We start from the raw sequence: 25732 nt of genomic DNA on the forward strand, positions 1-25732 counted from the left end.
ACGACGCCCGGCCCTTCACATGGACCAAGACCGCCGACCAGATCCTCGACCGCATCTGCCGCTACTGCGACAGGATCTCCGAACCAGGTCACTAGGGGGTGTCCTCCGCCGGAGACGCCCGCCGTCGGGCGCCGGCGCGGGGTCGGGGGCGGGTCCTGGTACGGGGTGGGGCGTCGGTACGGGGTGGGGCGCCGGTGCGGGGTCCGGAAGCCCCAACTCCCGGACCCCGGTCTGCAGGGGGCCGCGCCGTCAGCTCGCCGAGCGGGCGGGAGCCGTGGCGTACGGGGCGTCCTGGGCGGTCGCGAGCACAGTCGCCGCGTGGGCCGCGGAGGCCAGCGTGATGTGCCGGTGCCAGCCGCGGAACGAGCGGCCCACGAAGTCCCGCAGGCCCGCGCCCTCGCCGACCGCCCGGAAGTCCCGCTCCACCCGGCGCGACAGCTTGGTGAGCCGCAACAGCGGTCCGACCGCCGAGCCGGTCAGGTCGGTGATCCACAGCCGGGCCGGGGCACGCCGCGGGTCGTCCCACTCGCCGAGCAGGAGCAGCGGCCGCTGCCGCTCGCCCGCCGGTACGGGCAGGGTGACCCGCACCGCCGTCGCGAGGGAGGTGCGCGAGGTGCGCACGCCGGCCGCCGAGTCCACCCAGCTGACCGGGCGGCGCAGCCCCTTGAGGGACTCCAGGATCTGCAGCGCGGTGAGCGGTCCGGCGCCGAAGCCCGGCAGCGAGCGGTCCGCGACGGTCAGCCGGCAGCCCGCGCCGATCCGGGCCACCACCGGGACGCCCGCGAGGGCCAGCCGGTGCAGGGCCGCCCGCCCGGCGCCGCCGCGGATGTCGAGCAGCAGCGGCTTGCGGGCCACGTCGGGCCAGCGGGAGGTGTCCAGCGCCGCGTTGACCGCGCACTCCTCCAGCGTCTCCTCGGCCGCGCCCTCGGGCACCTCGGCGCGGTCGCGCCGCGTCGGGTCCTTGACCCACGGGTCGGGCAGGAAGAGCCGCCAGTTGACGGGGACGCTGGTCTCCTCGGAGGCGAACCACACGCCGAAGGCCTGCTGGCCGCGGAACACCTGGCCGCGCTCGGGGTCGAAGCGCCGGTCGACGCCGACCGAGTGCTGCCCGGCCTTCGGTATCGGCATGGGCCGGACCACCCAGGCCTGCGGGGAGCCGGTCCGCTGGACGAAGCGGGCGAGCTCCGCCCGCATCGGCCGCCAGTCCCACGTGGAGCTGGAGATGAAGTGGTGCAGGCTCTGCTCGGCGGCCGGGCCGCCGATCTGCGCGGCGATGTTGCGGATGGACTTGCGGCCCTGCGCGGTCAGCAGCCCGCTCAGGTACTGCTCGGCCTTCATCCGCTGGTCGCGGCGCGGGAAACCGGAGAAGAGCGCGGCGCAGAGTTCGCCGTACACGTCCTCGCCGGCCGCGTCCCGGTGCGCGGCGACGGTCCTGAACCTGGTTGCGACGGATGTACTCACGACACTCCTGCCATGGGGGGTTGTGCAGCTCCCTCCCGCTGCACCTCCACGGTCCCGTGTCGGCGCCGCCAGGAGGAGGTGTAGCCGGCACCCGTCTGGGCCGCCTGGTGGTGGCCGGACCACACACCCTCCACGGGAAGCCCCCGGCAGGGCCTCTCGCCGGCCGGACACCGTCGCGCCGCCGGTCCGATCGGGGCCGCGATACCCCACGGGGGGATCTGACAGACTCGCCGCACGGCCTTTGACCGGTGTGACTATCCGCCCGGAACATCAACGCGAGGCAGCACGGGCCGGGCTCCGGTTAATGCCCCAGGCCGGGGACCGCGCCTGTGCGCCTCGTTTCTCTTCGGGCCCGCGCCCGCTTCGGGCCCGTTCCGGATCCGCGCCCGGGTCCGCTTCGGGGTCGTTCGGGTCCGCCTCGTGTCCGCGTCGGGTCCGCGCCCGGGTCCGCTTCGGGGTCGTTCGGGTCCGCCTCGTGTCCGTGTCGGGCCCGCGCCCGGGGCCGGGCTCCGCGTCGGTCGCGGCGCCGTATGCGCCTAATCTGGCCTCATGGGATTCCGCGCACAGCTGCCGGTCGTCGGGGCCGTCGCCGTCGGCGGCGCCCTCGGTGCCGCGGCCCGCTACGCGGCGACCCTCGCCTGGCCCACTCCGGCCGGCGCCTTCCCCTGGACGATCCTCACCGTCAACGCGGCCGGCTGCGCGTTCCTCGGCGCGCTGATGGTGTTCGCGACCGAGACCGCCTCACCGCCCCACCCGCTGCTGCGCCCCTTCCTCGGCACCGGCGTCTGCGGCGGTTTCACCACCTTCTCGACCTACACGCTCGACACCCAGCGGCTGCTCGCCGCCGGCGACGCCCCGCGCGCCCTGCTGTACCTGGGCGGGACCGCGGTCACCGCGCTCGCCGCCGTCTGGGCGGGCGTCGTCGCCGCCCGGGCCGCCGCCGCGCGAAGGAGGCCGTCATGACCCGGCTCGCGGGCCCCGCGCTGCGCCTGACCGTCCTCGTCGGCGAGAACGACACCTGGCGCCACCGGCCGCTGTCCACCGAGATCGTGCACCGCGCGCACGCCGCCGGACTCGCCGGGGCCTCCGTGTTCCACGGCGTCGAGGGCTTCGGCTCGTCCGCGCTGGTGCACACCGCCCGGCTGCTCTCGCTGGGCGAGGACCTGCCCGTGGCGATCCTCGTCGTGGACACGGAGGAGCGCGTACGGGCCTTCCTGCCGGAGGTGGAGGAGCTGCTCACGGACGGCGGGCTCGTCCTCCTCGACGCCTGCGAGGTCGTACGGTACGGCCCGGCCGGGGCGTCACCGCGGCCGGACGGGGCGGAGCGGGAGCCGCGCGGGTGAACTGGCTGCTCGTCGTCGCGGGCGCCGCCGTCGGCGCGCCGCTGCGCTACCTCACCGACCGCGCCGTCCAGGCCCGCCACGACTCCGTCTTCCCCTGGGGCACGTTCACGGTGAACGTCGTCGGCTCGCTCGTCCTCGGCCTGCTCACCGGCGCCGCCTCCGCCCGCGTCGGGCTGCTCCTCGGCACCGGTCTGTGCGGCGCCCTCACCACGTACTCGACCTTCTCGTACGAGACGCTGAAGCTGTACGAGACGGGCGCGCGCGGCTACGCGGCGGCCAACGTCCTCGGGAGCATCGCGGCCGGACTCGGCGCGGTGTGGCTGGGCGTCACGCTCGCGGGCACCCGCTAGGGGATGCCCGGCGGCTGGGTGGCGTCCTCCTTGGGGGCCGGTTTCCGCCAGCCCCCGCTGACCTCCTTGACCGCCTTGTGCGGGAAGCGGCGCTCCGCGTACTCCTTCGCGGGGGAGCCGGGCAGGACGTACAGGGTCTCGGCCTTGTCCTGGAGGGGCCGCAGAACGGTGTCCATGAAGTGCCGGCGGTCGTCGAGGTACGGCCCGAGGACGTCCTCGCCCGCGGGGCAGACGGCCAGGCAGTAGGCGGCCTTGTAGTTGGGCTTGAAGGCCAGGCTCTGCCACATGGAGGCGTTCTCGGCGTCGGTGACCCGGGAGCGGAAGTCGGCGGCGTCCGCGCTGTCGGCGACCGTCTGCACGTAGTCGGTGAACCCGGCCATGAACTCGCGGTAGTTGTGCGTCGCGCACCCCAGGAAGTCGAAGTCGCCGTCCTTGGAGATGGCCCCGACGGGGCAGGCGGCCACGCACAACTTGCACTCCACGCACGGGTTGTAGTCGAGCGGCTCGCCGTACGAGGAGACCTCGGCGTCCAGGAGGACGGTCGCGAGCAGGACGAAGCTGCCGAAGCGCGGATGGATGACGTTGCGGTGGAGGCCCATCACGCCGAGCCCGGCCGCCACCGCGACCGTCTTGTGGGCGACGACCCAGATGCGGCCGGGGAAGTCGTCCATCTCCATGGGGAAGGTCGCGGAGGGGTTCACCGCCCGGTATCCGGCGTCCTGCAGTTCCCGTACGACCGTCCGGGCCGCGTCGTTGACGAGTTCGCCGGCCCGGTGGAACTCGTGGTTGGCGACGCTGCGGGCCGCCGAGCGGACGTCGTCCCGGTTCATCCGCACGACGAGCGAGACGAGCGTCCGCGTCCCGGGCAACGCGCCTTCCGCGTACTCCCGTTCGCCCGCCAGATCGGGATGGTCCAGGCTCACGGCCGCCGCGTCGTCCGCACCGGCCCGCAGGCACAGCTCGCGCAGCCAGTCGGCGTCGACCACCGCGGGAGCGGTGCCGTTGCCGGAGCCGGAGCCGGAGCCGGAGTCGGTACCGGAGTCGGCGGCGCGCGCGGCGAGCACGGCGCGTACGGACGGATGGTCGGCCAGCCGGGCCGGAAGCTTCTTGGCTGCTCCCATGGAACGCCACGCCCCCCTAGGGTGTGTCAGTTTGATTTCTGGACACACTAGGGGGGTGGTGAGTTGGAAAACAAGACCGACTTGCGGGGGAGGGAGCGGTGGCGAGGTCAGGGGCGGCGGCCCGGAAGGAACAGGGCGGGCACGAGCGCCAGGGCGAGCAGCGCCGCCGCGACCGCGTACGTGATCCGGAAGCCGGCCGGGTCGGTGCCCGCCGCGCCGAGGACCACCGAGCACAGCGCGGTACCGACCGACGCGCCGAGCTGCGAGTTGATGCTCAGTGCGGTGCTCGCCGCAGCCATCCGCTCCTTCGGCAGGTTCCGGCTCGCGGTGGTCATCGTCGGCATCAGGACCATGCCCGCGCCCACGCCCATCACCATCGCCGCTCCGACCACCCGCCAGGCCGCCACGTCCGCGACGCCGGTCTGCAGCGCCGAGAGCCCCATGCCGAACGCGGCGAGGACGACGCCCGCCGGGATCAGGCGCCGCGGCGAGGTGGTGTCGATGCGGCGGGCGGCGATCTGCATGGTCACGCCGACGGCGATCCCGATCGGGGCCGCGAGCAGTCCGGCCGCGCTCGCGCTGAACCCGCGGGCCGCCTGCCAGTACACCGGACCGAGCAGCATCGAGCCGAAGTAGCCGCAGGTGAACAGCGCGAGGGTGCCGATCCCGGCCGCGAAGGTGCGGTCGCGGAGCAGCCGCAGGTCGAGCAGCGGCTCACGCGCCGTCAGGGCCCGCCGTACGAAGCCGGCGACGAGGAGCAGACCGGCTGCGGTGGGCAGCAGCACGCCGGGTGAGCTGAACGCGCCTGCCGCCGCCGCGCCCTCGCCGCCGCGCGCGAGCCCGTACAGGAGCAGCGCGAGCCCGGGGGAGAGCATCAGCAGACCGGGGACGTCCAGGCGCGGCGCCGGGTCGCCGGCGCGCGGCGCGTCGGGGCGCAGCAGCCTTCCCGCGAGCGCCAGGGCGAGCGCGCCGAGGGGGAGGTTGACCAGGAAGATCCAGTGCCAGGAGGCGACGTCGACGAGCCAGCCGCCGAGCGTGGGCCCGACCACCGGGCCCACCAGGACGGGCAGTCCGCCCAGCGCCATCGCCCGTCCCATCCGGGCCGGGTCGGCGGCCCGCATCACCATCGTCATGCCGACCGGCATGAGCAGTCCGCCGCCGAGTCCCTGGACGGCGCGGAAGGCGATCAGGCTGGCCGCGTCCCAGGCGAGCGCGGCGAGCAGGGAGCCGAGGGTGAAGAGGACAAGCGCGGTGAGGTACGTGCGCCTGGCGCCGATCCGGCCCATGGCCCAGGACGCGGTCGGGATGACGGCCGCGAGGGCCAGGGTGTAGGCGGTGGCCGTCCACTGGATGGTCTCCAGCGGGGCGAGGAACGCCTCGGAGAGGCTGCGCAGGGCCACGTTGACGATGGTCATGTCCAGGACGGCCATGACGGAGCCCAGGATGGTGACGGCGAGGACCCGGTTGAGCGGCGTCCCGGCGGCGCCGGACGCGGAGGCGGACACGGACGTGGACGTGGACGTGGACGTGGACGCGGACGTGTATGCGCGTCCGGGTCCGGATGGGGCGGCGGGTGTGCTCGGGGCGATCGTCGTGCGGTTCGGGAGGCGGGTGTCGTCGCGGAGTGGGGTCTTGCTCATGGCGGGCAGCCCCCTCAGGCCTGGTACGGCAGTTCGGTACGGGCGGTACGAAGCGCCCGTCCCCACCACGCGAGCTGGCCCAGCATGCCCTTGGCGGCGCCCTCCGCGACCGTCGCGTCGCGCGGCTCGCCGTCCTCGCCGAGCGCCGACCACGGGCCGTGCAGGCTGACCGAGTCGCGCACGGTGGTGGCGTGCAGTTCGGCGAAGACCAGCCGGAGCTGCTCGACGGCCCGCAGGCCGCCGCCGATCCCGCCGTACGAGACGAAGCCGACCGGCTTGGCCTGCCATTCGGCCCGGTGCCAGTCGATGACGTTCTTCAGCGCGGCCGGGAAGCTGTGGTTGTACTCGGGCGTGACGACCACGAACGCGTCGGCGGCCGCGAGCCGCGGCGTGACCTCGGCGAGGGCGGCCGTCGCACGGTCGCCGGGCCGGCCGCCCCAGGCGGGCATGGCGAGCGGCAGGTCGACCTCGGCGAGGTCGATCACGTCGAGCTCCAGGCCGCCGTGCCGCTCCGCGATCCCGGTGAACCATCGGGTGACGGCGGGTCCCGTGCTGCCCTCGCGGACGCTGCCGACCAGGACGACGACGCGCAGCGGTGCGTGGGTTCCGGCAGTGGTTTCGGACATGACTGTTCCCCCTCGGCGAGTGGCCGGGACGCCCGGTGCGTCCGGCTCACCAGGAAGGTACAACGCTCGTTGTAGAAAGTGCAACGTGCGTTGTAGTCGAGGGGTGGTCACGCATAAGGTGCAGGCATGAGCAGCAGCACCAACGACGCCTGGATGGAGCGGGCCCGGCGCGAGGTCCCGCCCCGCAAGCTGGAGAAACAGCTCGCCATCGTCCGCGCGGCCTGCGCGGTCTTCGGCCGCGAGGGCTACGCGCGCGCCTCCGTCGACGCGCTGGCCGCCGCGGCCGGGGTCTCGACGCGCACGCTCTACAACCACTTCCCGGGCGGCAAGGCCCAGCTCTTCCAGACGGTCGTCACCTGGACGTCCCACCAGGTGCGGGACGCCCAGCTCACCCGGCTGCACGCCCTCGTGGACCCCGAGCGGCCGCCCCACCCCGACGCGCTCGAACGCGACCTGGTCGCCCTCGCCCGCGCGTTCACCGACCTCATCGCCGAGTACCCGGACCACTTCGCCCTGGTCCGCCACATCTCCGCCGAGGCCGACCACGTCCCCGCGGAGGTCCGTGAGGCCTGGCAGGAAGCGGGGCCGGCACCGGTCGCCGCCGCGCTCACCGCCGCGTTCGGCGCACTCGCCGACGGCGGCCTCCTCGACCTGCACGGCGACGCGCCACTGGCGAGCGGCCACTTCCTGGCCCTCACCTCGGCCACCGTCCTCCAGCGCTCCCACTACGGCGTCCTGCCGCTCCCGGAGGCCGAGACCGAACGCTTGCTGCGCGGCGGCGTGGCGGCCTTCCTGCGCGCCTACGGCTACCGGCGTACGGGCGGCAGGTAGACGCGCGGGCCGGGCCGCGGACCGGCGGCGGCAGCCGGGGCGACGACCAGCGAGAAGCCGTGGTTCGCGGCCACGGACCGGATGTGCTCGGCCGACAGGGAGCCGGGGCGCTCCAGCGTCAGCGCCGGCAGCCCCGCCCGGCCGCGGCCGGCCGGGCGGTGGAAGGACACGACGCTCACCGACACGGGGCCGTGGTGCGGATACCGCCGCCGCGCCGCGTCGTCGTCGCGATGCGCCAGGACCCGTACGCCGGGCTCGTGTCCGAAGTCGCGGACGGCACCTTCACCGCGCCAATGGGGAAGCTCGCCGGACCGGTTGGCCGAGGTGACGAAGAGGAAGCCGCCGCTGGGACGGGACTTGGGGACGGCTTTGGCGCCGGGCTCGGTGCGGGGCCGGGCGTGGGGCCCGGTGCGGGGCTCGGCATGGGGCATGGTGCCGGGTGCGCGCTCGGGTTCGGGTCCGGAGCGGATCCGGTCGAGGGCCGCGGCCAGGAACTCGTTCGACGGGCAGAGCCGGCCGGGAGCGATGACCCGCACGGTCCTCACCCCGTCCCGTACCGCCGTCAGATGCCCGGGCAGCCGGTCGACGGCCGGTCCCCGGAAGCCGAAGGGACCGAGCTCGTACAGCTCCTCCATCAGTGACCACACCTGCCTGCGGGGCAGTTCGGCAGGCAGCCGGGTCCAGTCGAAGAGGCCGGGGACCAGGGACGGCACGGTGGTGACGCTGCCGGGCTGCCCTTCCGGGCGGCCCTTCAGCCGGTTGACCCGCGCGACGGCCTCCGGTTCGGGACGGGCGGTCAACGCGTAGAAGTTGGCGAAGCCGTGCAGCACCGCGCGCCCGTCGGCGAGTTCGCCGGCCGCGTGGCGCACGGCGGCGGGTTCGTCGAGGAAGGCCGCCGAGGCCGCGTCCGGCACTGCCGTTGCCGTTGCCGTTGCCGTTGCCTCTGCCTCTGAAAGCATGCTCGCCGACGGGGAATCCGTATCCGTGCCGACCTCCGTCATCAACGCCGTCCGCTGTTCTCCCACCGTCGCACCTCCGCTTGATCGTTTACGGCGTGCAACGATTCCGGCCTGATCCGGTCACAATCGTCACTGTCGGTCACGGTCGGTCGTGGTGTCGGTCGCGTCCGTCGCGGTCGGGGTGTCGCTACGGGAACACGGCCTCGCGGAAGGCGTCGCGGACGGCGGTCACCGGGCCCGTCGCGCGCGTGAAGTAGAGCTTGTTGGTGAGGAGTACGGCCCAGCGCCCGCGCGTGGGGCTGACCCACATGCCGGTGCCGGTGAAGCCGTAGTGGACCCAGATGTCGTCGTGCGCCGTGGTGCCGGGCGCGAGGTGCCAGAACAGGCCGCGCGCCGGTACGAGCCGGCCGGTCCGCACGCGGAGCGACTCGGCCACCCACTCGGCGCCGAACGGCGGCCGGACCGGGTCGAGCACCTGCCGCAGGAAGCGCCCCAGGTCGCCGGTGGTGGAGAAGGTGCCGGCGATACCGCAGGCGCCGCCGAGCAGCCGGGTGGAGAAGTCGTGCACGGTGCCGCGGAGATGGGCGCCGGTCTCCTCGTCGTACTCGGTCGGTGCCGCCCGCGCGGCCAGCGGCGCGGGCAGCGGCCCGTACCGCGTGTCCGTCATGCCCAGGGGCTCCCACACCCGGGTCCCGGCCAGCTCCCGCAGGGGCGTCCCGGTCAGGAACTCGGCGAGGTAGCCGAGGACGAGCGCGGCGCGGTCGGTGTACTCGACCGCCTCACCCGGCCGCCGCCGCAGCCGCTCGCGCAGCACTCCGTCCCGTACGTCCTGCGGATCGGTCCCGTAAAGGGCACGGAGGTTGGCGCGCAGCGGCAGCCCGGCGGTGTGGGTGAGCAGCTGGAGCGGAGTGACGTCGCCCAGCGCGTGAGGGGCGGCTTCGGGCCAGAACTCACCGATCCTGACGTCGAGTCGGAGCTTGCCGCTCTCGACGAGCGTGCCGACGACCGGCCAGACGGCGATGACCTTGGTGAGACTCGCGAGGTCGAACAGCGCGTCGCCGGCGCGGACGGGCCGCTCCCCGGGCGCGAGCGCACCGACGCCCCCGCCGGCCAGCCTTCCACCGGCGTCGCCGACGGCCCACGCGGCCCCGGGATACACCTGCCCGCGGACCCCGTCCTCCAGAAGCCGCTCGATACGGGACGCGGCGACGGTCGTGTTCACATCAGCTGTCTACCCGTCCGACGGCCCTGACGACCGTGCCGCCCTCACTCGGGAAGCAGCCGCTCCAGCATGAACTGCGTGTCGGGGTCCGGTTCGAGGAACAGGGACTGCACGCGGTAGCGCCGGGGCGCCAACTCGACGCGGAGCGCGTAGCGGGCGAAGTCGGTCTCGTCGAGCCAGGTGAGCGGGGTGTGCGGCATGCGGCGGATTCTGCCGCACGACGCCGACAGACCCTCGCGGCCCTCGCGGCCCTCGCGGCCCTCGCGGTGATCGTCACCGGAGGCCTGTGGGCCGTCCGTCCCTTTCCGCCAGATCCGCTCGGCCCGTCCCCGACGGCCCCGATGTGCCTACGATTCCCTCATGGCTCCACGCGACGGCACCCCTGACGCCACCGGCGCGCACCAGCGCACACCCGGCGCCCGCGAACTAAACGCGGCCGCACGCGTCTTCGCGCTGCTCGCCGATCCCACCCGCCTCCACCTCGTGTGGCTGCTCTCGCGCGCCGAGTCGGACGTCAGCGCGCTCGCCGAGACGGTGGGCGCCGCCCGGCCGGCCGTGAGCCAGCACCTGGCCAAGCTGCGGCTCGGCGGGCTCGTGGAGTCCCGCAAGGAGGGCCGCCGGGTGGTCTACTCGCTGCCGGACGGCCACATGAAGCGGCTGGTCGTCGAGGCCATCAGCCACGCGGACCACCAGGTGACGGGCGAGCCCTGGCACGACTGACGCCCGGCCGACGCCCGGCCGACGTACGGCTGGCGTACGGCTGGCGGTCGGCCCGGGGCCCGGGCCGGGCGAGGTGGCCCCGCCGGGCCGGGCCGGACAAGGTGGCCCCGGGCCGGGCGAGGTCGGCTCCGGGGCGGGGCGCTCAGCGCAGGGTGAGGGAGGTCTCGGCGGCGACGTGGGTCAGCTTCTCGGGATTGCGCACGAAGTAGATGCCGGCGATGCGGCCGTCCTCCACGCGGGCCGCCATGATCCCGTCCAGCTCGCCGTCGACCCGCACCGCGAGCGCCGGGCTTCCGTTGACCGTCGTGGGCGTGCAGGTCACCGTGACCCCCGCCTTCGCGGAGCCGCCGAGGTAGAAGCGGACGAAACTGTCCGCGCCGACGATCGGCTGCAGCGCGGCGCGCTTCACGCCGCCCCCGTCGCTCACGAGCACCACGTTCGGGGCGAGCACGTCCAGGAAGGCCTGCGGATCCCGGGCTTCGAGCGCTCGCCGGAACGACTCGAGGACCGCCCGCGCCTTGTCGGGGGCGACCCTCGTACGCGGGCGGCGGGCGTCCACGTGCCGGCGGGCGCGGTGGGCGATCTGGCGGACGGCCGCCGGAGTCTTGCCCAGGGCCTCGGCGATCTCCGCGTAGTCGACGTCGAAGACCTCGCGCAGCACGAACACCGCGCGTTCGGTGGGTGCCAGCGTCTCCAGGACGAGCATCATCGCCATCGACATGCTCTCGGCCAGCTCGACGTCCTCGGCCACGTCCGGCGCGGTGAGCAGCGGCTCGGGCAGCCACTGGCCGACGTACGCCTCCCGGCGGCGCTTCAGGGAGCGCAGCCGGTTGAGCGCCTGCCGGGTGGCGATCCGTACGAGATACGCGCGCCGGTCCGTGACCTGGGCCAGGTCGACCTCCGACCAGCGCAGCCAGGTCTCCTGGAGGACGTCCTCGGCGTCGGCGGCCGAGCCGAGCATCTCGTACGCGACGGTGAAGAGGAGGTTGCGGTGGGCGACGAACGCCTCGGTCGCCTCGTCCGTGCCGGTGCGGTCGTCGTCGTCCATGTCCGGGCGTTCTCCTTCGTGTCCTGTGAGGGGCGTCAAGTGGGCTGTAGAGACTACGACTTGACTGCCACCGTCACTCGCCCGCCCCGGTCGGCCCCTGCCGAAGACCCGCGTCCGACTCCCTGTGCCGCCTGGGCCCCCTGGGCCCCCTGGGCTCCCTTGGCCCCCCTGGCGTCCTTGGCTCCCTTGGCCCCCTTGGCTCCCTTGGGCCAGCTGTGCGAACCGGGCTCGCGGGCCTCCTTCGCGAGGTGCTTGACGCTGAACTCGCAGGACATCTCCTTCAGCCTGGCCCCGGCGCGCCCGCCGACGTACAGCGGCAGCGCGGTGTCGTCCTTGCGGGCGAGCTGGAAGACGGCGGTGCCGCGTCCCAGGCTGATGCACATGGCGGAGAAGGAGAGGTCGACGGGCTCGGGCCGCTCGCCCGTCAGGCGGTGGAGCACCGTGTCGGCGGCGTGGGCGCCCAGGCAGCCCGCGGCGTAGGCGCTCATCCGGAACGAGCGGTCGGCAGGGGCCGCGGAGTCCCCGGCGGCGACGATCCGCTCGTCGTCCACGGAGGTCAGGGTCTCGTCCGTGAGCAGGCGGCCGGCCGCGTCGGTGCTCAGTCCGCTGCGCGCGGCGAGATCGGGCACGCCGAAGCCGGCGGTCCAGATGGTGACCGCGCTCGGCAGCGTACGGCCGTCGCCGAGGTGGACGGCGTCACGCGTCACGGCCACCACCCTGGTGCCCTCCGGCCCCTCCGACCCGGAAGCTCCCAGGACGGTCACGCCGAGGTGCGCCAGCCGCCTGGCCGCCGTACGCCGGGCCCGGGGGTGCAGGTACGGGCCGAGCGTGCCGCCGCTGACGAGGGTCACCCGGCGGCCCTGCTGCGCGAGTTCGGCGGCGGTCTCGATGCCGGTCGGGCCGCCGCCGACGACCGTGAGCGGCGCCGAGGCGGGCGTCGCGTCCATGACGGACCGCAGCCGCCGCGCCTCCTCGAGGGTGGCGACCGAGTGCGCGAACTCGGCCACACCGGGCACGCGCGGAGCGGCGCTCGCGCTGCCCACCGCGTAGATCAGGTGGTCGTAGCCGAGGGTGCCGCCCTCCGCCAGGGCGACGGTGCGCGCGGCCGCGTCGATCCGCGTCACGCCGTCGACGACCAGCCGGACGCGCTCGGCGAGGACGTCCCGGTACTCGACGACCGCGTCGTGGCTGCCGCCCACCAGCTGGTGCAGCCGGAGCCGCGGGACGAAGACGGGGCGCGGGTTGACCAGGGTCACGGTCACGTCGTCGCGGCGGGTGAGCCGGTTCGCGGCCATCACGCCAGCGTACCCGCCGCCGATCACGACGACGTGGGCGGCGTTCCGGGTGGCGGCGCTGGTGTTGTCGGTCATGGTGTCCCCTCCGTCTGCCGTGTCCCGTCTTCTTGACGGGTTCGGCATCAAGACACCGGGCTGCCGTCAGCCGTGACGAAAAGTGACCCAGGTCACTACCTTCCCCTCGGGGAGGGGAGGGGAGGGGAGGGGAGCGGGAGGGGAGGGGAGCGGGAGGGGCGCGGCGGGGCCGCCGCTGCTCAGCGGCGGACGAACGTACGGATGCGGTAGCGCAGCCCGGTCGTCGAGGTCGCCCAGTCCGAGCCCCGGTCCGAATCCCGGTCCGAATCCCGGTCCGAGCTCAAGTCCGACCCCAAGTCCGAGCCCAAGTCCGAGTCCTGGTCGGCGACCTTCCACGTCGCCGCGTCCAGGCTGGGGGCGTACGTGTCGCCCTGCACGGTCACGTCGACCTCGGTCACGGAGACCGTCGTGGCGTACGGCAGGGCGGCGCGGTAGATCTCGCCGCCGCCCATCACCCACACGGCAGGCACGGCGGCGTCGGGGGCCCCGGCGGTCGCGGGGCCGGCGGGCTCGGTCGCGAGCGCGAGCGCCTCGGGGACGGATCCGGCGCGCTCGGCGCCGTCGGCGGCCCAGAGGGGGTCGCGCGTCACCACGATGTTGCGCCGGCCGGGCAGCGGGCGGAACCGTACGGGCAGCGAGTCCCAGGTCTTGCGGCCCATGATCACGGGACGGCCGAGCGTGGTGGCCTTGAAGTGGGCCATGTCCTCGGGCAGCCGCCACGGAATCGTGTTCGCGACGCCGATCACGCCGTCGTGGGCCTGTGCCCAGATCAGCCCGACGCCCATCAGATCGCGACCTGGGCCTTGATCGCCGGGTGGTGCTGGTAGTTCAGCACCTCCACGTCGGAGCGCTCGTAGGAGAAGAGCGAGTCCGCGCGGTGGAGCTTCAGCTCGGGGAACGCGTACGGAGTGCGCGAAAGCTGCTCCTCCACCTGCTCGACGTGGTTGTCGTAGATGTGGCAGTCGCCGCCGGTCCAGATGAAGTCGCCCGGCTCGAGACCGGCCTGCTGCGCCACCATGTGGGTCAGCAGGGCGTAGCTGGCGATGTTGAACGGCACGCCGAGGAACAGGTCGGCGCTCCGCTGGTACAGCTGGCAGGAGAGCTTGCCGTCGGCGACGTAGAACTGGAACAGCGCGTGGCAGGGCGCGAGCGCCATGCGGTCGAGCTCGGCGACGTTCCAGGCGGAGACGATCATCCGGCGGGAGTCGGGGTCGCGGCGCAGGGTGTCGAGGATCTCGCTGATCTGGTCGATGTGCCGGCCGTCGGGGGCGGGCCAGGAGCGCCACTGCACGCCGTAGACCGGCCCGAGGTCGCCCTTCTCGTCGGCCCACTCGTCCCAGATGGTGACGCCGTGCTCGTGCAGCCAGCCGACGTTGGAGTCGCCGCGCAGGAACCACAGCAGCTCGACGACGATCGACTTGAGGTGCACCTTCTTGGTGGTGACCAGCGGGAACCCCTTGGAGAGGTCGTAGCGCAGCTGGTGCCCGAACACGCTTCGGGTGCCCGTCCCCGTCCGGTCGGCCTTGGCCGTCCCGGAAGTGAGCACGTGCCTCAACAGATCTTCGTACTGGGTGTCCACCACGTTGCCCGAGTCTAATGCCCGCTTCCGGCCGTTCCCGTCCGCCCCGCGCGGGCGCCGGTCTCGCGGCGTAGGCCCCGCTCAGGCGGCGCGGCGGTTGCCGTCCTCGTCGCAGGGCAGCTCGGAGGCCTGGTGGTGGGCGAGGAAGTCGCGCGTCGCCTGGCGCTCCACCTCGGTGATGGCGGTCGGCCGGACGTCGACGATGCCGCCGAAGGGCCGGTCGACGTCCCGGATGATGACCAGCATCGTCGTCAGGAGCGCGGTGATCACCGTCAGGGTGATCAGCTGGCCGCGGTTGTTCCTGCGGGGCAGGCAGATGCCGAGGGCCGTCACGGTGATGAACAGCGTGGCGAGCATGAACCAGAAGATGGCGCTGGGAATGCTCGCGCTGGCCTGGGTCAGGCGCTCCTCGCGCTCGTCGGAGCGCTTGTTGTCGGCGCCGATCAGCATGCCGAAGGCCGGCTTGCCCTCCAGGGTGCGGAACGTCAGCCGGAAGTCGGTGGACCACACGCTGGGCGCCGGCGATCCGTGTCCGTCGGACATGGCGGGCCACTCCTGTTCACGGACCGCGCGGGCGTAGCAGACGGCGTCGGCCTGGATCCGCCCCCGCTGCGCCGCGGGCGCGTACTCGGCGGTCTCCACGAGCTGGTCCAGGGCCCGTGCCTCACCGCGCGAGGCGACCTCCGCCTTGCCGTACGAGCCGTTGGCGGTGACCAGGACGAAGGAGAGGAGCAGGACGGTCATGGTCAGGAGCGGGCCGACGAGGTCCTTGACGGCCATGCCCGTGCCGTCGTCCTCGCTGAGCAGCCTCGGCCGCAGGAACCGGTTGGCCGCGAGGCCGGCGATCAGGGCGACGGCGGCGACGACGATGACGAGGACCACGGGGGAGCACCTCCGGGAACGGGTGGGCGAAGTCCCGGAGTTGCCGGGCCCGGCGATCGTGACCCGTGGCGACAGGCGCCCGGAACAGCGGAAACGTTCGCTCGCCTTCGTACGGAGGACAGGGCGTCCGCCGTAAGGCCCACGCGCGCTGACTGCCCTCATACGTCTCGCGCATCTCGCGCGTCCGCATCCCACGCGTCTCATGCGTCAATAGGTGCGCAACCATGCACGCATCGACTACGGTGGAAGGACCGCGACCGGTAGCCAAGACCCGAGACCCGCGACCGGTAACCCGAGAGCCCAGAGCCCAGAGCCGAGACCCGTGAGGTACCCGTAGCCGACCGAGGGATGCCGCATGCTGTCCGTCCTGAGGAACCGCACCTATCGCCATCTGTTCACCGCCCAGGTCGTCGCCCTCGTCGGCACCGGCCTCGCGACCGTCGCCCTGAGCCTGCTCGCCTACGACCTCGCCGGGGGAAACGCCTCCGCGGTCCTCGGGACGGCCCTGGCGATCAAGATGGTCGCCTACGTCGGCACGGCCCCGCTCATCAGCGCCTTCGCCGACCGCCTGCCCCGCCGGGCCCTGCTGGTGACCATGGACGCGACCCGCGCCGGCGTCGCGCTGACCCTGCCGTTCGTCACGCAGGTGTGGCAGGTGTACGTGCTGATCTTCCTGCTGCAGGCCGCCTCCGCCACGTTCACCCCCACCTTCCAGGCGACCATCCCCGAAGTCCTTCCCGCGGAGCGCGACTACACCAGGGCGCTGTCCCTCTCCCGCCTCGCCTACGACCTGGAGAGCCTCTTCAGCCCCGCCCTCGCCGCCGCGCTGCTCTCCCTCGTCTCGTACGAGTGGCTCTTCACCGGCACCGCCGCGGGCTTCGCCGCGTCCGGCGTCCTCGTCGTGTCCGTACTGCTGCCCAGGCCCCGGCCTGTCGAGCGCGCCGGCGGCCCGTACGCGAAGGCCGTCTTCGGGACGCGGCTCTTCCTCGCCACCCCGCGCCTGCGGGCTCTGCTCGCCCTCGACCTCGTGGTCGCGGCGGTCGGGGCCATGGTCCTGGTCAACACCGTCGTCCTCGTACGCGACGCGTTCGGCCGCTCCGCCGGTGACGTCTCGCTCGCCCTCGGTGCGTACGGCGCCGGATCCATGGGCGTGGCCCTGGCGCTGCCCCGCGTCCTGGACCGCGTCGGCGACCGCACCCTCATGCTGCCGGCCGCGTTCGTCATGACCGCGGTACTCGGCGCCTTCGCGACGGGGCTGGCGGCGGGGTGGGGTACGGGGGGACCGGGCGCGGCGGGTCCGGGTACGGCGGGTCCGGGGGAGCCGGCAGGTACGGCCGGACCGGGGGCGCCAGGAGGCACGGCGGGTCCGGGGGCGGACGACCCCTGGGCGTGGGCGGCCCTCCTCGTGGCCTGGCTGCTCATCGGTGCGGCGACCTCGGCGATCCTCACCCCGGGCGGACGGCTCGTACGGCGCTCGGCCGGAGCGCCCGACCTGCCCGCCGCCTTCGCGGCCCGGTTCTCCCTCACCCACGCCTGCTGGCTCCTGACCTACCCCCTGGCGGGCTGGCTCGCCGCCCGCGCGGGCCTGGCCGTCGCGGCGGGCGCGCTCACCGTGATCGCGCTCGCCGCGTCCCTCGCCGCCGTACGGCTGTGGCCGAGGACGGACCCCGCGGAACTGGAGCACGCCCATCCCGAACTGCCCCGGGACCACCCGCACCTGGCGGGCGCCGGCCGGAGCCACACGCACGACTTCCACATCGACGGCCTGCACCCGCGCTGGCCGCCGGCCCGGGACGGGGCCGGCGCCAAGGCCGCCTAGGTCCGCCCTCTCTCCCTGTCAGGTTCAGCCGAGGGCCGCCAGCAGTTCGTCGCACGCCTCCGCGCAGGAGCGGCAGGCCTCCGCGCAGACCCGGCAGTGCTCGTGCATGTCCGCGTGCGAGGCGCACTCGTCACCGCACGCCTTGCACGCGACCGCGCAGGCCCTGAGCAGGGCGGCGGTGACGTCGGCGTTGTATCCCGTGTGGCGCGAGAGGACCGCGGCGGTGGCGTTGCAGATGTCGGCGCAGTCCATGTCGGTACGGATGCACTTGGTCAGGTCACCGACCATGCCCTCCGACAGGCAGGCGTCCGCGCACGCGGTACACGCCTGGGCGCAGGCGATGCATGCCTCGATGCAACGCGTCAGCTTGTTCTGATCGATGCTCCCGAGATCGGCCGGGTAGGTGGCGAGCATGTCCTTGACGGTGCCCATGACGATGACCTCCCTCTGTACGGGCGGGCCGGAGCACCAGCGCACCGCCCCGGCCGCGCCTCACACCCCGCACCTTCAGCCTCCGGCCGCACCGCACCACCCGCAAACGCGCGGGAACGGAGGGAACGGAGGGCGCCGCCCGAGGCGCGGAGGAGCGATCCCGTCAGGGGCCGACGTACTCGTACACGCCTCCGTGAGGGTGCCGCAGGACCGCACGGTGGCCGTTGGGGGTGGGCTGCGCCGGCATCACCACGGTGGCACCGGCCGCCACCGCTTCCTCGACGGCCCCGCCCAGGTCCGCGACCGCCAGGGTGGCGCTGACTCCGGCCACCCGCTGCACCGCCTCGTCGGGACCGCAGTACAGGAGGAAGGGGCCGACGCTCGCCAGGCTCACGCCGCCGAAGGCGAAGCGACCGGCCGTCTCGCCGGTCAGCCGCTCGTAGAACGGGATGGCCGCTTCCAGGTCGTCGACGCGCTGTCGTGCGATCACCGAGTCGATCTTCATCGTCATGCCGGGGCACCTCGTCAGGGTCAGGGTGTCGTCGGACACCGTCATGCTGCTCGGAACGACCTCGGGGGCCTGGCGCCGAGGCAGCGCGACCTCGCGCGGCCCTGGCTCGCCCTCCGGCCCCCCGGTCGCGTCACGTACGTGACGATTCCCGAGGCGGGAATGTGACAGAGGGGCGGTGAGGAAGATCGTATCGCCGACTGAAGCCCCTCCGGCCGCCTGTCTGACGGCTCGTCATGTCGGGAGTCTCTGGCGGGACTTGATCGCTGCATCAGCCAGAGCCACTGTCAAGGTCCGGACGGCCGGCCGGGGATGCCGTCAAGGCGAGAGCCCAGGCCGTCCGTCCGCTGTCAGCGGCGGCTGGCACCATGCTCCGCATGGACCTCCCGCACCCGCTCGACGGCTTGGACGCCCACCCCTGGGCCTCCTCCTCCCATGCGTACGGCAGCGCGGAGGACATCCCAGACCTTCTCCGGGCCCTGACGGACACGGATGCGGCCGCGTCGGACGCGGCGCTCTCCGAGCTGTACGGGAGCGTGCTGCACCAGGGGACGGTCTACGCCGCCAGCGCGGAAGCGGTGCCGTTTCTCGCCCGGATCGCGGCCGCCGGACACCGCACGGCTGACGTCCTTGCGCTGCTCGGCGGCATGGCGGCGAGCGAGGACGAGTGCGGCGTGGCGCCGGGCAGGGTGCGGGCGGCCGTGGCCGGGCAACTGGCGGTGCTGCTGCCGCTGTTGTCCGATGACGATCCGGTCGTCCGCCGGGCCGCCGCCTGGGCGGTCTCGCACACCCGCACCCCCGGGACCGTGCTGCCCGCCCTGCGTGCCCGGTGGGCGGAGGAACCCGAATCCGACGTCCGGGCCGAGGTCCTGACCGGAATCTCTCGGCTCGACCCGCGGCGCGGAGCAGCCGAGGCGGCTCCCGTCCTGGAGCCGTCCCAGCCCGCCGTCGTGCGGCTGGCCGCCGTCTTCGCCTGCCTCGACGGGGGCGCCCCGTGGAACGAGTCCCTGCACACGACGATGCTGTCGCTCCTGCCCGCGGGTTCCCTGCGCTCCGAGTTCGACCTCGAGCGCGGCGAACCGCTGGCCGCCGTCGTCGAAGCCCTCCTGGAACGCGACGACGAGCCGGCGCGGGAGGCGGCGTTCGCCCTGGTCCGCGCGGCTCTGCGGGACGGCCGGGCCGAGGTCCGGTCCGAAGGCCTCTGGGCCGCCGACCGTGCCTGCATGCTCTCGCGCAGTGCCGCGCGGCACCTGGTGGAGAGCTTGCGTGCGGCGGCTCTGGACGAGGAGGCGGTGCTCGGCATGGCGTCTCTCCTGGGACGGCTGGCAGGCGCCGCCGCACCGGCTGCGGACGTTCTCGTCCCGCTCGCCGGACGGAACCCGGACCAGGCGGACGATCACGCCGACCGTGCTCTGGCCGCTCTCGTACGCGTTGCGCCGGACCGGGCCGCCCCGCTCCTCGCCGCCGGCCTCGGGCGCCGCCCGCGCGCCCTCGACGCGGCGGCTGGACTGTGGGGCGCGGCGAGCGGACCGGGGGGCGCGGCGAGCGCTTCCTTCCCGTACCACGGCGACCTGCTGGACGCCGTACGCCTGCGCCTCGCGCGGCCCGCGACCCTCGGCGGCAACGAACCCCCGCAGCTGTGCGCCCTGTTGGCGGGCTGGGGCGCCGGGGCGGCGGCCGCGCTGCCGGAGCTGTGCGCGGCGATCCCTCATCTTCCCGGCCCGGCCTCGCGCGCGCTCGCCTCCGTTGCGGCGAATTGCGCTCCGGCGGACCGCGCCGTGGCCGTCGCCGCGCTGCGGGCGGCCGCCCGCAGCGGGGCCCTCGCGGCGGCGCAGGCCCTGTACGACCTCACGGACGATCCCGCGCTGCTGCTGGGATGCCTCGGACAGGAACTCGGGGGCGGTGGCTGGGGCGTGAGCGATGCCGCCGGGATCGCGGCCGGGCTCGGTTCCCGAGGAGCGGCTCTGGCGCCCCTACTCCAGGGAGCGCTCAGTGACCCGGGCACGTGCACCACGCGCGCGCTGGACACGGACGCGGCCCTCGCCGAAGCGCTGTGGCGTGTGACGGGGGACCCGGACCCCGCGGTCGCCGTTCTTGCCTCGGTCTTCGACCGTGCCGCGCAGAGCCAGTGGACGCGTTGGTCCGTGGCGAGGGCCGCCAGGGTGACCGCGCTCCTCGGCCCGGCCGGTCGTTCGCTCACCGCCAGGCTGGAGGCGGCCCTCGACGACCCGGCGCAGGCGCCGGCCGCGGTGCTGGCCCTCGTCGCCGTGTCGGACCCCGCCGCGCTGGACCATGCCGCGCTCGCCTCGGCCGCCCTGGCGTCGGCCGAGTCGGACGCCGACCCGACGGGGGCCTGCGACGCACTGGAAGCCCTCGGGGGCGCCGCCCTGAACGCCGACCACCTGAGCCGGCTCGCGGTCCTGGCCGACGGCGACGCCCGGGTGATCCGCTCGGGCGTCGAGCCCCACATCATCCGCCAGGACGAAGCCTTCCGTGCCCGCGCCCGGACACTCCTCACCAGCTTCAGGCAGACCACGGAGCCCTGAGCGCGCCACCGTGAGCAAGAACGATCGAAGATCCCTCTCGGCACCGACCGACCCGGTCTTCCGGTCGCGGTCGCCGTCTCCGCTGCGAACACCCACGACAGTCTTGCGATCCAGCCGCTCTGGCCGGATCTCACTTCATCGAATATCGTCGATGATCGATGAAGAGGACCGAGTCGATCACCGAAGAGCAGGCCCGCACGTACGCGACCTGGTTCCGTGCCCTGGGGGACCCCACGCGCGTCCGGCTCCTGCACCTTCTGGCCGCGGCCGGTCGTCCGATGACCGTGGGTGAGCTCGTCGCCCAGGTGGACATCGGTCAGTCGACCGTCTCCCACCACCTGAAGATCCTGGCCGAGGTCCGCTTCGTCCTGCCCGAGAAGCAGGGCACCTCGACCCTGTACACCGTGAACCGCAGCTGCCTGTCGGTGTTCCCGCGGGCGGCCCGCGCCATCATGAGGGAGGAGCTGCCCGGTGACTGCTGGGACGGCTGGGACTGCTGAGTTCGCCGTGGTCCCGATGACCGCTGAGCATGCCGACGAGGTCCTGGCGATCTACCAGGCCGGCATCGACGAGGGCGACGCCACCTTCGAGACCGAAGCCCCGACCTGGGAGGCCTTCGACGCGGCCAGGCTGCCCGAGCACCGGTTCGTCGCCTTCGACCGCGAGGACGGCAGGGTGCTCGGCTGGGTCGCCGCCACGGCCGTGTCCGACCGGTGCGTCTACGCCGGCGTCGTCGAGCACTCGGTCTACGTGCACACCGGTGCCCGGGGGCGTGGTGTCGCCTCCGCGCTGCTGAAGGCCCTCGTCGACTCCACGGAGGCGGCGGGGATCTGGACGATCCAGTCCGGCATCTTCCCCGAGAACGCGGCCAGCCTCGCTGTCCACGCCCGCGCGGGTTTCCGGGTCGTCGGCACCCGCGAACGCATCGGCCGCCACCACGGCCGCTGGCGCGACACGGTCCTCGTCGAACGCCGCAGCCCCCGCGTCGGCTGACCGGCCTCAGCCCCGCTTCGTGCCCGGCTTCCGCCGCGAGCCCCCACCGGCGACCGTCCCGGACTGACAGACGGGCGACGGAACGCCCGCAGGGTCAGACGGCGTCGAGGAGGTGTCCGATCGCGCGCGCCGCGTCGCGTGCCGGGCGGCCCAAGCCGATGAGGGTGGCGTAGGCGGGGCCGGTCCAGTCCCCGTAGGGGATCCCAGGTGTGCCGCCAGGCGCCGCCCGGGGTGTCCTACGCGTCGAGAATCAGGAAGTCCAGGCCGAGACGGCGCAGGTGGTACCGGCGGCGAGGCCGGCCTGGCCGCCGCCGATGACCACGACGGCGACCGGGGCGCTCATGAGCGGCCGCGTACGAAGATGACCGCGACCAGGCACAGGCCGATCACCGCGCCCACCAGCTGCATGCCCACGAAGCCGGGGACCGAGGCCGGGGCGATGCCCGCGAAGGTGTCGGTGAAGGCGCGGCCGATCGTCACGGCCGGGTTCGCAAAGGACGTCGACGAGGTGAACCAGTACGCGGCGCCGATGTACGAGGCCACGGCGACGGGCGCGAAGCGGAGGCGGTCCGTGCGGGCCAGGCCGAAGATCAGCAGGATCAGGCCGGCCGTGGCCACGACTTCGCCGAGGAGCAGGCTTCCGGCCGAGCGGTCGTGCGTGGACCACTTCACCAGCGGCTCGCCGAACATGGCGTCGGCGAGCACGGCGCCCGCGATGGCGCCGATGGTCTGGGCGGGGACGTAGACGGCGAGCTCGCGCGCGTTCACGCCGGCGCCGCCGTGGCGGGCGGTCCACCACTCGGCCGTGGTCACGGCAGGGTTGAAGTGCGCGCCGGAGACCGGTCCGAGGAGGGCGATCAGGACGCCGAGGCCGAAGACGGTGGCGGTGGAGTTCGCGAGGAGCTGCAGCGCCACGTCGTCGGTGAGCCGGGTGGCCTGGATGCCGGAGCCGACGACGACCGCCACGAGCGCCGCCGTGCCGACGAGCTCGGCGGCGGCGCGGGCGGCGAGCGGGGTGCGGGGCGGGGTGGCGCCGGGTGCGGGCTGCGGCGACGGGACGGTGGCCATGGCGTCGCTCACGGCGGGCTCGGTGGCGGTCACGGGCGAGTACTCCTCGGCAGGTGGGGCGAGGCCTACGGGCAGGCTCTCTTGGTGTCGGCGTTGGCGCGGGCGGTGGCGGCCAGGTCGGCGAACTGGCCAGCCAGGGCTTCGATGACCTCGGGCCTCAGGCGGTAGTACGTGAAGCGGCCGCACGGCTCCGTCTCCACCACCCCGGCCTCGCGCAGGACCTTCAGGTGGTTGGAGACGTTGGTCTGCCTCGCCCCGGTCTCCTCGACCAGGTGGGTGGTGCACAGGGTCTCGCGGGCGAGCATGGTCACGATCTGGAGGCGCAGGGGATCACCCAGTACCCGGATCAGATCAGTGTCGACTGACGTCATCATGTGCTGATACTCTCACATCAGTGAGGGCTGATACCAGTCCGGGTTGAGCCCTGCCTGCCGCGAAGGAAGTACCGATGTCCGACACCCCGCTCGCGTCCGTCCTGTTCGTCTGCGTCCACAACGCTGGGCGTTCCCAGATGGCCGCCGGGTTCCTCCGTCACCTGGCGGGCGACCGGGTCGAGGTCCGTTCCGCCGGTTCGCTCCCCGGTGACCGGGTCAATCCCGCCGCCGTGGCCGCCATGGCCGAGCTGGGCATCGACATCTCCGACCAGAAGCCGAAGGTCCTCACCCCCGAGGCCGTCCAGGCCTCGGACTACGTCATCACCATGGGCTGCGGCGACGCCTGCCCGTACTTCCCCGGTAAGACCTACCTCGACTGGCAGCTCGACGACCCGGCGGGCCAGGGCGTCGAGGCCGTCCGGCCCATCCGGGACGAGATCAAGGGCCTCATCGAGGGCCTCGTCGCCGACATCGACGCGAAGAAGCGGGAGGGCTGACCTCGCGCTGGCCGCCTCGCGCCGACCTCGCGCTGGCCTCGCCATGACGCCGACCTCGCGCTGGCCTCGGGCTGATCTCGCGCCCACCTCGCGCTGACCTCGCGCTGATCTCGCCATGACGCCGGCCGCCACGACGGGCGCCCGGCCAGGCGAGGGTGGCTCCGCCCGCCCGCCGCGCGGGAACGCTGAAGACGCGCTCGGCCTTCACGCCCACGGCGACGTCCTGCCGGCCGCCCCTGACGGCCGTGCGGGAATCACGCGCTGACGGCCGCCGGACTGAGGAATTGCCGCATCGCTGCGAGCACGCCGGGTTCGACGCGGTAGTAGACCCAGGTCCCGCGCCGCTCGGACGAGAGGAGCCCGGCCTCCTTCAACTTCTTCAGGTGGTGGGAGACGGTCGGCTGCGAGACGCCGACGTCGGAGATGTCGCACACGCACGCCTCGCCGCCCTCGTGCGAGGCGACAGCCGAGAAGAGGCGGAGGCGGACGGGATCGCCGAGCGCCTTGAACATCATCGCGGTCCGCTCCGCTTCCTCCGCCGTCAGCGGCCGCTCGGTGAGCGGGGGGCAGCAGGGGGCGGCCTCGGGCTCCAGCAGCGGCAGGACCTTGGTGTTCGACATGTGTCTATGTTGACACTCATCGAACACATCTCATAGCCCCCGCTGCGTAGCCCCGCCGCATAGCCCCCACTGCAAGCCCCCACTGCGGAGACCCCACTTCATAGACCCCTCTGTATAGATAGACGCCTATGTTGACGTCTGTCGAATCAGATGGGATTCTTGACTCAACGACATCGACAAACGTCGAAACACCAAGGAGTCGCATCGTGAACGCGTCCACCAGCGAGCTGCCCGTCGTGGTCATCGGCGCAGGCCCCGTCGGCCTGGCTGCCGCCGCCCACCTCGTCGAGCGCGACATCGAACCACTGGTGCTGGAGGCCGGCCCCACCGCAGGGGCGGCGGTGCGCGAGTGGGCGCACGTGCGGCTCTTCTCCACCTGGAGCGAGCTCACCGACCCGGCGGCCGAGAAGCTCCTCGCCCCCACCGGCTGGGTGAGGCCCGACGCGACGACGTACCCGACGGGTGGCGACTGGGCGGAGGCGTACCTCCAGCCACTGGCCGACGTCCTCGGCGACAAGGTGCGGGCCGGCGCCCGGGTCACCGGCGTCTCGCGCGCCGGCCGTGACCGGATCGTCGACGCCGACCGCGAGAACCAGCCCTTCACCGTCCACGTCACGTACGCCGACGGGCGGGAGGAGCGCATCCTCGCCCGTGCCGTCGTCGACGCGTCCGGTACGTGGGCCGTCCCGAGTCCGGCGGGCGGCGACGGCCTCCCGGCCCTCGGGGAACGCGCGGCGGCCGACCGTGTCTCGTACCGCGTGCCCGACCTGAACGACCCTGCCGTACGGGCCCGTTACGCGGGCAGGCGCACCGCCGTCATCGGCTCCGGCGCCTCCGCCTTCACGGCCCTGGCCTCCCTCGCCGACCTGGCGAAGTCCGAGGACGGCACCGGCACGCACGCGACCTGGATCCTGCGCCGCGGCATGTCCGGCTCCACCTTCGGCGGCGGTACGGCCGACCAGCTTCCCGCCCGTGGTGCGCTCGGCCTCGCCGCGAAGGCAGCGGTCGACGAGGGCCACGCCGGTGCAGTCACCGGCTTCCGTACACAGGAATTCGAGCGCGACGGGGACCAGCTGGTGCTCGTGGCGGAGGACGGTCGCCGCCTCGAACCGGTCGACGAGGTCATCGTCCTGACCGGCCTCCGTCCTGACCTGTCCTTCCTCGCCGAGCTGCGCCTCGGTCTCGACGAGCGGCTCCAGGCCCCGGTCGCGCTCGCCCCGCTCATCGACCCCAACCAGCACTCGTGCGGCACCGTCTACCCGCACGGCCACCGCGAGCTCGCCCACCCCGAGGAGGGCGTCTACCTCGTCGGCATGAAGTCCTACGGCCGCGCGCCCACGTTCCTGGCCATGACCGGTTACGAGCAGGTTCGTTCCGTAGCCGCCGCCATCGCCGGCGACTTCGACGCCGCCGACCGCGTCGAACTCACCCTTCCTGAGACAGGGGTGTGCGGCGGCTCCGGCCTCTTCGACACCCCCGACGCCGGGTCCGACGACTCCGGCGGCTGCTGCGCCCCCGCCCCGCAGCCCGTCGGGCTCGGCGTCCCGGCCGCCGCTCTGCCCGTCGTCAGCGACCAGCCATCGGGCGGCTGCTGCGGTTCGTGACGGGCCTCGACATGCAGATCCTGGAGGACGGCCACCAGTTGTCCTCCGCTGTGTATCTCGTCGTCCGGCCGGCCTGCCCAGAGAACATGGCCGCACCGTATCCCTCGGCCGAGGGGGAG

Annotated in this window: 28 protein-coding genes; 11 read left to right on the forward strand and 17 right to left on the reverse strand. The window is 73.6% G+C overall.

Annotated features, from left to right (window positions below):
• Positions 1-249: 249 nt before the first annotated feature.
• On the reverse strand, positions 250-1461 hold the full coding sequence (locus ACFWJO_RS03085) for an IS701 family transposase (protein ID WP_386863104.1): 1212 nt from the start codon (positions 1459-1461) through the stop codon (positions 250-252).
• Between the two features lie 549 nt (positions 1462-2010).
• Between ACFWJO_RS03085 and crcB (ACFWJO_RS03090) the strand changes: the two genes are divergently transcribed.
• From crcB (ACFWJO_RS03090) to crcB (ACFWJO_RS03100), 3 genes are read left to right on the forward strand one after another with little or no spacing between them, the layout of a single operon-like run.
• Positions 2011-2424 carry a fluoride efflux transporter CrcB gene (gene crcB / locus ACFWJO_RS03090; protein ID WP_386863105.1) on the forward strand — a complete coding sequence of 138 codons (414 nt, stop codon included), beginning with the start codon at positions 2011-2013 and terminating at the stop codon, positions 2422-2424.
• Positions 2421-2804, forward strand: coding sequence for a DUF190 domain-containing protein (locus ACFWJO_RS03095; protein WP_386863106.1), 384 nt, complete (start codon positions 2421-2423; stop codon positions 2802-2804). Before crcB (ACFWJO_RS03090) ends, ACFWJO_RS03095 begins: the two co-directional genes overlap by 4 nt.
• Positions 2801-3154, forward strand: coding sequence for a fluoride efflux transporter CrcB (gene crcB, locus ACFWJO_RS03100; RefSeq protein WP_386863107.1), 354 nt, complete (start codon positions 2801-2803; stop codon positions 3152-3154). The genes ACFWJO_RS03095 and crcB (ACFWJO_RS03100) overlap by 4 nt, the downstream gene beginning before the upstream one ends.
• On the opposite strand, the gene ACFWJO_RS03105 is transcribed toward crcB (ACFWJO_RS03100), so the two are convergent.
• The 3 genes from ACFWJO_RS03105 to ACFWJO_RS03115 all read right to left on the reverse strand — a co-directional run bounded on the left by ACFWJO_RS03105 (position 3151) and on the right by ACFWJO_RS03115 (position 6541).
• Positions 3151-4275: a 4Fe-4S binding protein gene (locus tag ACFWJO_RS03105; RefSeq protein WP_386863108.1), complete on the reverse strand. Its 1125-nt coding sequence runs from the start codon at positions 4273-4275 to the stop codon at positions 3151-3153. The genes crcB (ACFWJO_RS03100) and ACFWJO_RS03105 overlap by 4 nt on opposite strands.
• Before the next feature lie 107 nt (positions 4276-4382).
• Positions 4383-5915, reverse strand: a complete 1533-nt coding sequence (locus ACFWJO_RS03110) for a DHA2 family efflux MFS transporter permease subunit (RefSeq protein ID WP_386863109.1) — start codon at positions 5913-5915, stop codon at positions 4383-4385.
• Positions 5916-5929: 14 nt separating this feature from the next.
• The gene (locus tag ACFWJO_RS03115) at positions 5930-6541 is read right to left on the reverse strand and encodes an NADPH-dependent FMN reductase (RefSeq protein WP_386863110.1); all 612 of its coding nucleotides are present in this window, start codon (positions 6539-6541) and stop codon (positions 5930-5932) included.
• Positions 6542-6667: 126 nt separating this feature from the next.
• On the opposite strand from ACFWJO_RS03115, the gene ACFWJO_RS03120 reads away from it, so the two are divergent.
• The gene (locus ACFWJO_RS03120) at positions 6668-7372 is read left to right on the forward strand and encodes a TetR/AcrR family transcriptional regulator (RefSeq protein WP_386863111.1); all 705 of its coding nucleotides are present in this window, start codon (positions 6668-6670) and stop codon (positions 7370-7372) included.
• Here ACFWJO_RS03120 and ACFWJO_RS03125 read toward each other — a convergent pair.
• From ACFWJO_RS03125 to ACFWJO_RS03135, 3 genes are all read right to left on the reverse strand, one after another.
• Entirely contained in the window at positions 7348-8286 is a 939-nt protein-coding gene (locus ACFWJO_RS03125; RefSeq protein WP_386863112.1) for a hypothetical protein, read from the reverse strand. The genes ACFWJO_RS03120 and ACFWJO_RS03125 overlap by 25 nt on opposite strands.
• Before the next feature lie 232 nt (positions 8287-8518).
• Positions 8519-9553, reverse strand: coding sequence for a serine hydrolase domain-containing protein (locus ACFWJO_RS03130; protein WP_386863113.1), 1035 nt, complete (start codon positions 9551-9553; stop codon positions 8519-8521).
• 44 nt (positions 9554-9597) lie between these two features.
• The gene (locus tag ACFWJO_RS03135; protein ID WP_386863114.1) at positions 9598-9753 is read right to left on the reverse strand and encodes a hypothetical protein; all 156 of its coding nucleotides are present in this window, start codon (positions 9751-9753) and stop codon (positions 9598-9600) included.
• Between the two features lie 160 nt (positions 9754-9913).
• On the opposite strand from ACFWJO_RS03135, the gene ACFWJO_RS03140 reads away from it, so the two are divergent.
• A complete protein-coding gene (locus ACFWJO_RS03140) occupies positions 9914-10273 on the forward strand; it encodes an ArsR/SmtB family transcription factor (protein WP_386863115.1) in 360 nt (119 codons plus the stop codon).
• A gap of 142 nt (positions 10274-10415) precedes the next feature.
• On the opposite strand, the gene ACFWJO_RS03145 is transcribed toward ACFWJO_RS03140, so the two are convergent.
• From ACFWJO_RS03145 to ACFWJO_RS03165, 5 genes are all read right to left on the reverse strand, one after another.
• Complete coding sequence (locus ACFWJO_RS03145) at positions 10416-11321, reverse strand: RNA polymerase sigma-70 factor (RefSeq protein ID WP_386863116.1); 906 nt, start codon at positions 11319-11321, stop codon at positions 10416-10418.
• A 53-nt stretch (positions 11322-11374) separates the two neighbouring features.
• Positions 11375-12691, reverse strand: a complete 1317-nt coding sequence (locus ACFWJO_RS03150) for an NAD(P)/FAD-dependent oxidoreductase (RefSeq protein WP_386863117.1) — start codon at positions 12689-12691, stop codon at positions 11375-11377.
• A gap of 179 nt (positions 12692-12870) precedes the next feature.
• Positions 12871-13476, reverse strand: coding sequence for a dihydrofolate reductase (locus ACFWJO_RS03155; protein ID WP_386863118.1), 606 nt, complete (start codon positions 13474-13476; stop codon positions 12871-12873).
• A complete protein-coding gene (locus ACFWJO_RS03160) occupies positions 13476-14273 on the reverse strand; it encodes a thymidylate synthase (protein ID WP_386863119.1) in 798 nt (265 codons plus the stop codon). The genes ACFWJO_RS03155 and ACFWJO_RS03160 overlap by 1 nt, the downstream gene beginning before the upstream one ends.
• A gap of 78 nt (positions 14274-14351) precedes the next feature.
• On the reverse strand, positions 14352-15152 hold the full coding sequence (locus tag ACFWJO_RS03165; protein WP_386863120.1) for a hypothetical protein: 801 nt from the start codon (positions 15150-15152) through the stop codon (positions 14352-14354).
• A 355-nt stretch (positions 15153-15507) separates the two neighbouring features.
• On the opposite strand from ACFWJO_RS03165, the gene ACFWJO_RS03170 reads away from it, so the two are divergent.
• Positions 15508-16971, forward strand: coding sequence for an MFS transporter (locus tag ACFWJO_RS03170; protein WP_386863121.1), 1464 nt, complete (start codon positions 15508-15510; stop codon positions 16969-16971).
• Positions 16972-16995: 24 nt separating this feature from the next.
• Here the strand turns inward: ACFWJO_RS03170 and ACFWJO_RS03175 are convergent, their stop codons facing one another.
• On the reverse strand, positions 16996-17403 hold the full coding sequence (locus tag ACFWJO_RS03175; RefSeq protein ID WP_386863122.1) for a four-helix bundle copper-binding protein: 408 nt from the start codon (positions 17401-17403) through the stop codon (positions 16996-16998).
• 163 nt (positions 17404-17566) lie between these two features.
• Positions 17567-17914, reverse strand: coding sequence for a VOC family protein (locus ACFWJO_RS03180; RefSeq protein ID WP_386863123.1), 348 nt, complete (start codon positions 17912-17914; stop codon positions 17567-17569).
• A gap of 374 nt (positions 17915-18288) precedes the next feature.
• Here ACFWJO_RS03180 and ACFWJO_RS03185 point away from each other — a divergent pair, with 374 nt between their 5' ends.
• The 3 genes from ACFWJO_RS03185 (at position 18289) to ACFWJO_RS03195 (ending at position 21450) form a co-directional block, all read left to right on the forward strand.
• Positions 18289-20457: a HEAT repeat domain-containing protein gene (locus tag ACFWJO_RS03185; protein WP_386863124.1), complete on the forward strand. Its 2169-nt coding sequence runs from the start codon at positions 18289-18291 to the stop codon at positions 20455-20457.
• Between the two features lie 158 nt (positions 20458-20615).
• On the forward strand, positions 20616-20957 hold the full coding sequence (locus tag ACFWJO_RS03190) for an ArsR/SmtB family transcription factor (protein WP_386863125.1): 342 nt from the start codon (positions 20616-20618) through the stop codon (positions 20955-20957).
• Positions 20958-20973: 16 nt separating this feature from the next.
• A complete protein-coding gene (locus ACFWJO_RS03195; protein ID WP_386863126.1) occupies positions 20974-21450 on the forward strand; it encodes a GNAT family N-acetyltransferase in 477 nt (158 codons plus the stop codon).
• Between the two features lie 339 nt (positions 21451-21789).
• Here the strand turns inward: ACFWJO_RS03195 and ACFWJO_RS03200 are convergent, their stop codons facing one another.
• Together ACFWJO_RS03200 and ACFWJO_RS03205 are read right to left on the reverse strand one after the other, a co-directional pair.
• Complete coding sequence (locus ACFWJO_RS03200; protein WP_386863127.1) at positions 21790-22551, reverse strand: aquaporin; 762 nt, start codon at positions 22549-22551, stop codon at positions 21790-21792.
• Between the two features lie 32 nt (positions 22552-22583).
• Positions 22584-22892 (reverse strand): ArsR/SmtB family transcription factor, encoded by a 309-nt coding sequence (locus tag ACFWJO_RS03205; protein ID WP_385691281.1) that lies wholly within the window; start codon positions 22890-22892, stop codon positions 22584-22586.
• Positions 22893-22966: 74 nt separating this feature from the next.
• Here ACFWJO_RS03205 and ACFWJO_RS03210 point away from each other — a divergent pair, with 74 nt between their 5' ends.
• Positions 22967-23389 (forward strand): arsenate reductase ArsC, encoded by a 423-nt coding sequence (locus ACFWJO_RS03210; RefSeq protein ID WP_386863128.1) that lies wholly within the window; start codon positions 22967-22969, stop codon positions 23387-23389.
• A gap of 254 nt (positions 23390-23643) precedes the next feature.
• On the opposite strand, the gene ACFWJO_RS03215 is transcribed toward ACFWJO_RS03210, so the two are convergent.
• Complete coding sequence (locus ACFWJO_RS03215; RefSeq protein ID WP_386863129.1) at positions 23644-24009, reverse strand: ArsR/SmtB family transcription factor; 366 nt, start codon at positions 24007-24009, stop codon at positions 23644-23646.
• 206 nt (positions 24010-24215) lie between these two features.
• On the opposite strand from ACFWJO_RS03215, the gene ACFWJO_RS03220 reads away from it, so the two are divergent.
• Complete coding sequence (locus ACFWJO_RS03220) at positions 24216-25613, forward strand: NAD(P)-binding domain-containing protein (RefSeq protein ID WP_386863130.1); 1398 nt, start codon at positions 24216-24218, stop codon at positions 25611-25613.
• Positions 25614-25732: the final 119 nt, after the last annotated feature.

This window comes from Streptomyces sp. NPDC127092, assembly GCF_042722475.1.
GTDB lineage: Bacteria > Actinomycetota > Actinomycetes > Streptomycetales > Streptomycetaceae > Streptomyces.

Coding starts and splice junctions, on each gene's coding strand:
- ACFWJO_RS03170 (WP_386863121.1), top strand. CDS start 15,508: ATGCTGTCCGTCCTGAGGAACCGCACCTATCGCCATCTGTTCACCGCC.
- ACFWJO_RS03095 (WP_386863106.1), top strand. CDS start 2,421: ATGACCCGGCTCGCGGGCCCCGCGCTGCGCCTGACCGTCCTCGTCGGC.
- ACFWJO_RS03155 (WP_386863118.1), bottom strand. CDS start 13,476: ATGGGCGTCGGGCTGATCTGGGCACAGGCCCACGACGGCGTGATCGGC.
- ACFWJO_RS03105 (WP_386863108.1), bottom strand. CDS start 4,275: ATGGGAGCAGCCAAGAAGCTTCCGGCCCGGCTGGCCGACCATCCGTCC.
- ACFWJO_RS03140 (WP_386863115.1), top strand. CDS start 9,914: ATGGCTCCACGCGACGGCACCCCTGACGCCACCGGCGCGCACCAGCGC.
- ACFWJO_RS03145 (WP_386863116.1), bottom strand. CDS start 11,321: ATGGACGACGACGACCGCACCGGCACGGACGAGGCGACCGAGGCGTTC.
- ACFWJO_RS03115 (WP_386863110.1), bottom strand. CDS start 6,541: ATGTCCGAAACCACTGCCGGAACCCACGCACCGCTGCGCGTCGTCGTC.
- ACFWJO_RS03190 (WP_386863125.1), top strand. CDS start 20,616: ATGAAGAGGACCGAGTCGATCACCGAAGAGCAGGCCCGCACGTACGCG.
- ACFWJO_RS03195 (WP_386863126.1), top strand. CDS start 20,974: ATGACCGCTGAGCATGCCGACGAGGTCCTGGCGATCTACCAGGCCGGC.
- ACFWJO_RS03180 (WP_386863123.1), bottom strand. CDS start 17,914: ATGACGATGAAGATCGACTCGGTGATCGCACGACAGCGCGTCGACGAC.
- crcB (WP_386863105.1), top strand. CDS start 2,011: ATGGGATTCCGCGCACAGCTGCCGGTCGTCGGGGCCGTCGCCGTCGGC.
- ACFWJO_RS03210 (WP_386863128.1), top strand. CDS start 22,967: ATGTCCGACACCCCGCTCGCGTCCGTCCTGTTCGTCTGCGTCCACAAC.
- ACFWJO_RS03175 (WP_386863122.1), bottom strand. CDS start 17,403: ATGGGCACCGTCAAGGACATGCTCGCCACCTACCCGGCCGATCTCGGG.
- ACFWJO_RS03120 (WP_386863111.1), top strand. CDS start 6,668: ATGAGCAGCAGCACCAACGACGCCTGGATGGAGCGGGCCCGGCGCGAG.
- ACFWJO_RS03215 (WP_386863129.1), bottom strand. CDS start 24,009: ATGTCGAACACCAAGGTCCTGCCGCTGCTGGAGCCCGAGGCCGCCCCC.
- ACFWJO_RS03185 (WP_386863124.1), top strand. CDS start 18,289: ATGGACCTCCCGCACCCGCTCGACGGCTTGGACGCCCACCCCTGGGCC.
- ACFWJO_RS03150 (WP_386863117.1), bottom strand. CDS start 12,691: ATGACCGACAACACCAGCGCCGCCACCCGGAACGCCGCCCACGTCGTC.
- ACFWJO_RS03135 (WP_386863114.1), bottom strand. CDS start 9,753: ATGCCGCACACCCCGCTCACCTGGCTCGACGAGACCGACTTCGCCCGC.
- ACFWJO_RS03110 (WP_386863109.1), bottom strand. CDS start 5,915: ATGAGCAAGACCCCACTCCGCGACGACACCCGCCTCCCGAACCGCACG.
- ACFWJO_RS03205 (WP_385691281.1), bottom strand. CDS start 22,892: ATGATGACGTCAGTCGACACTGATCTGATCCGGGTACTGGGTGATCCC.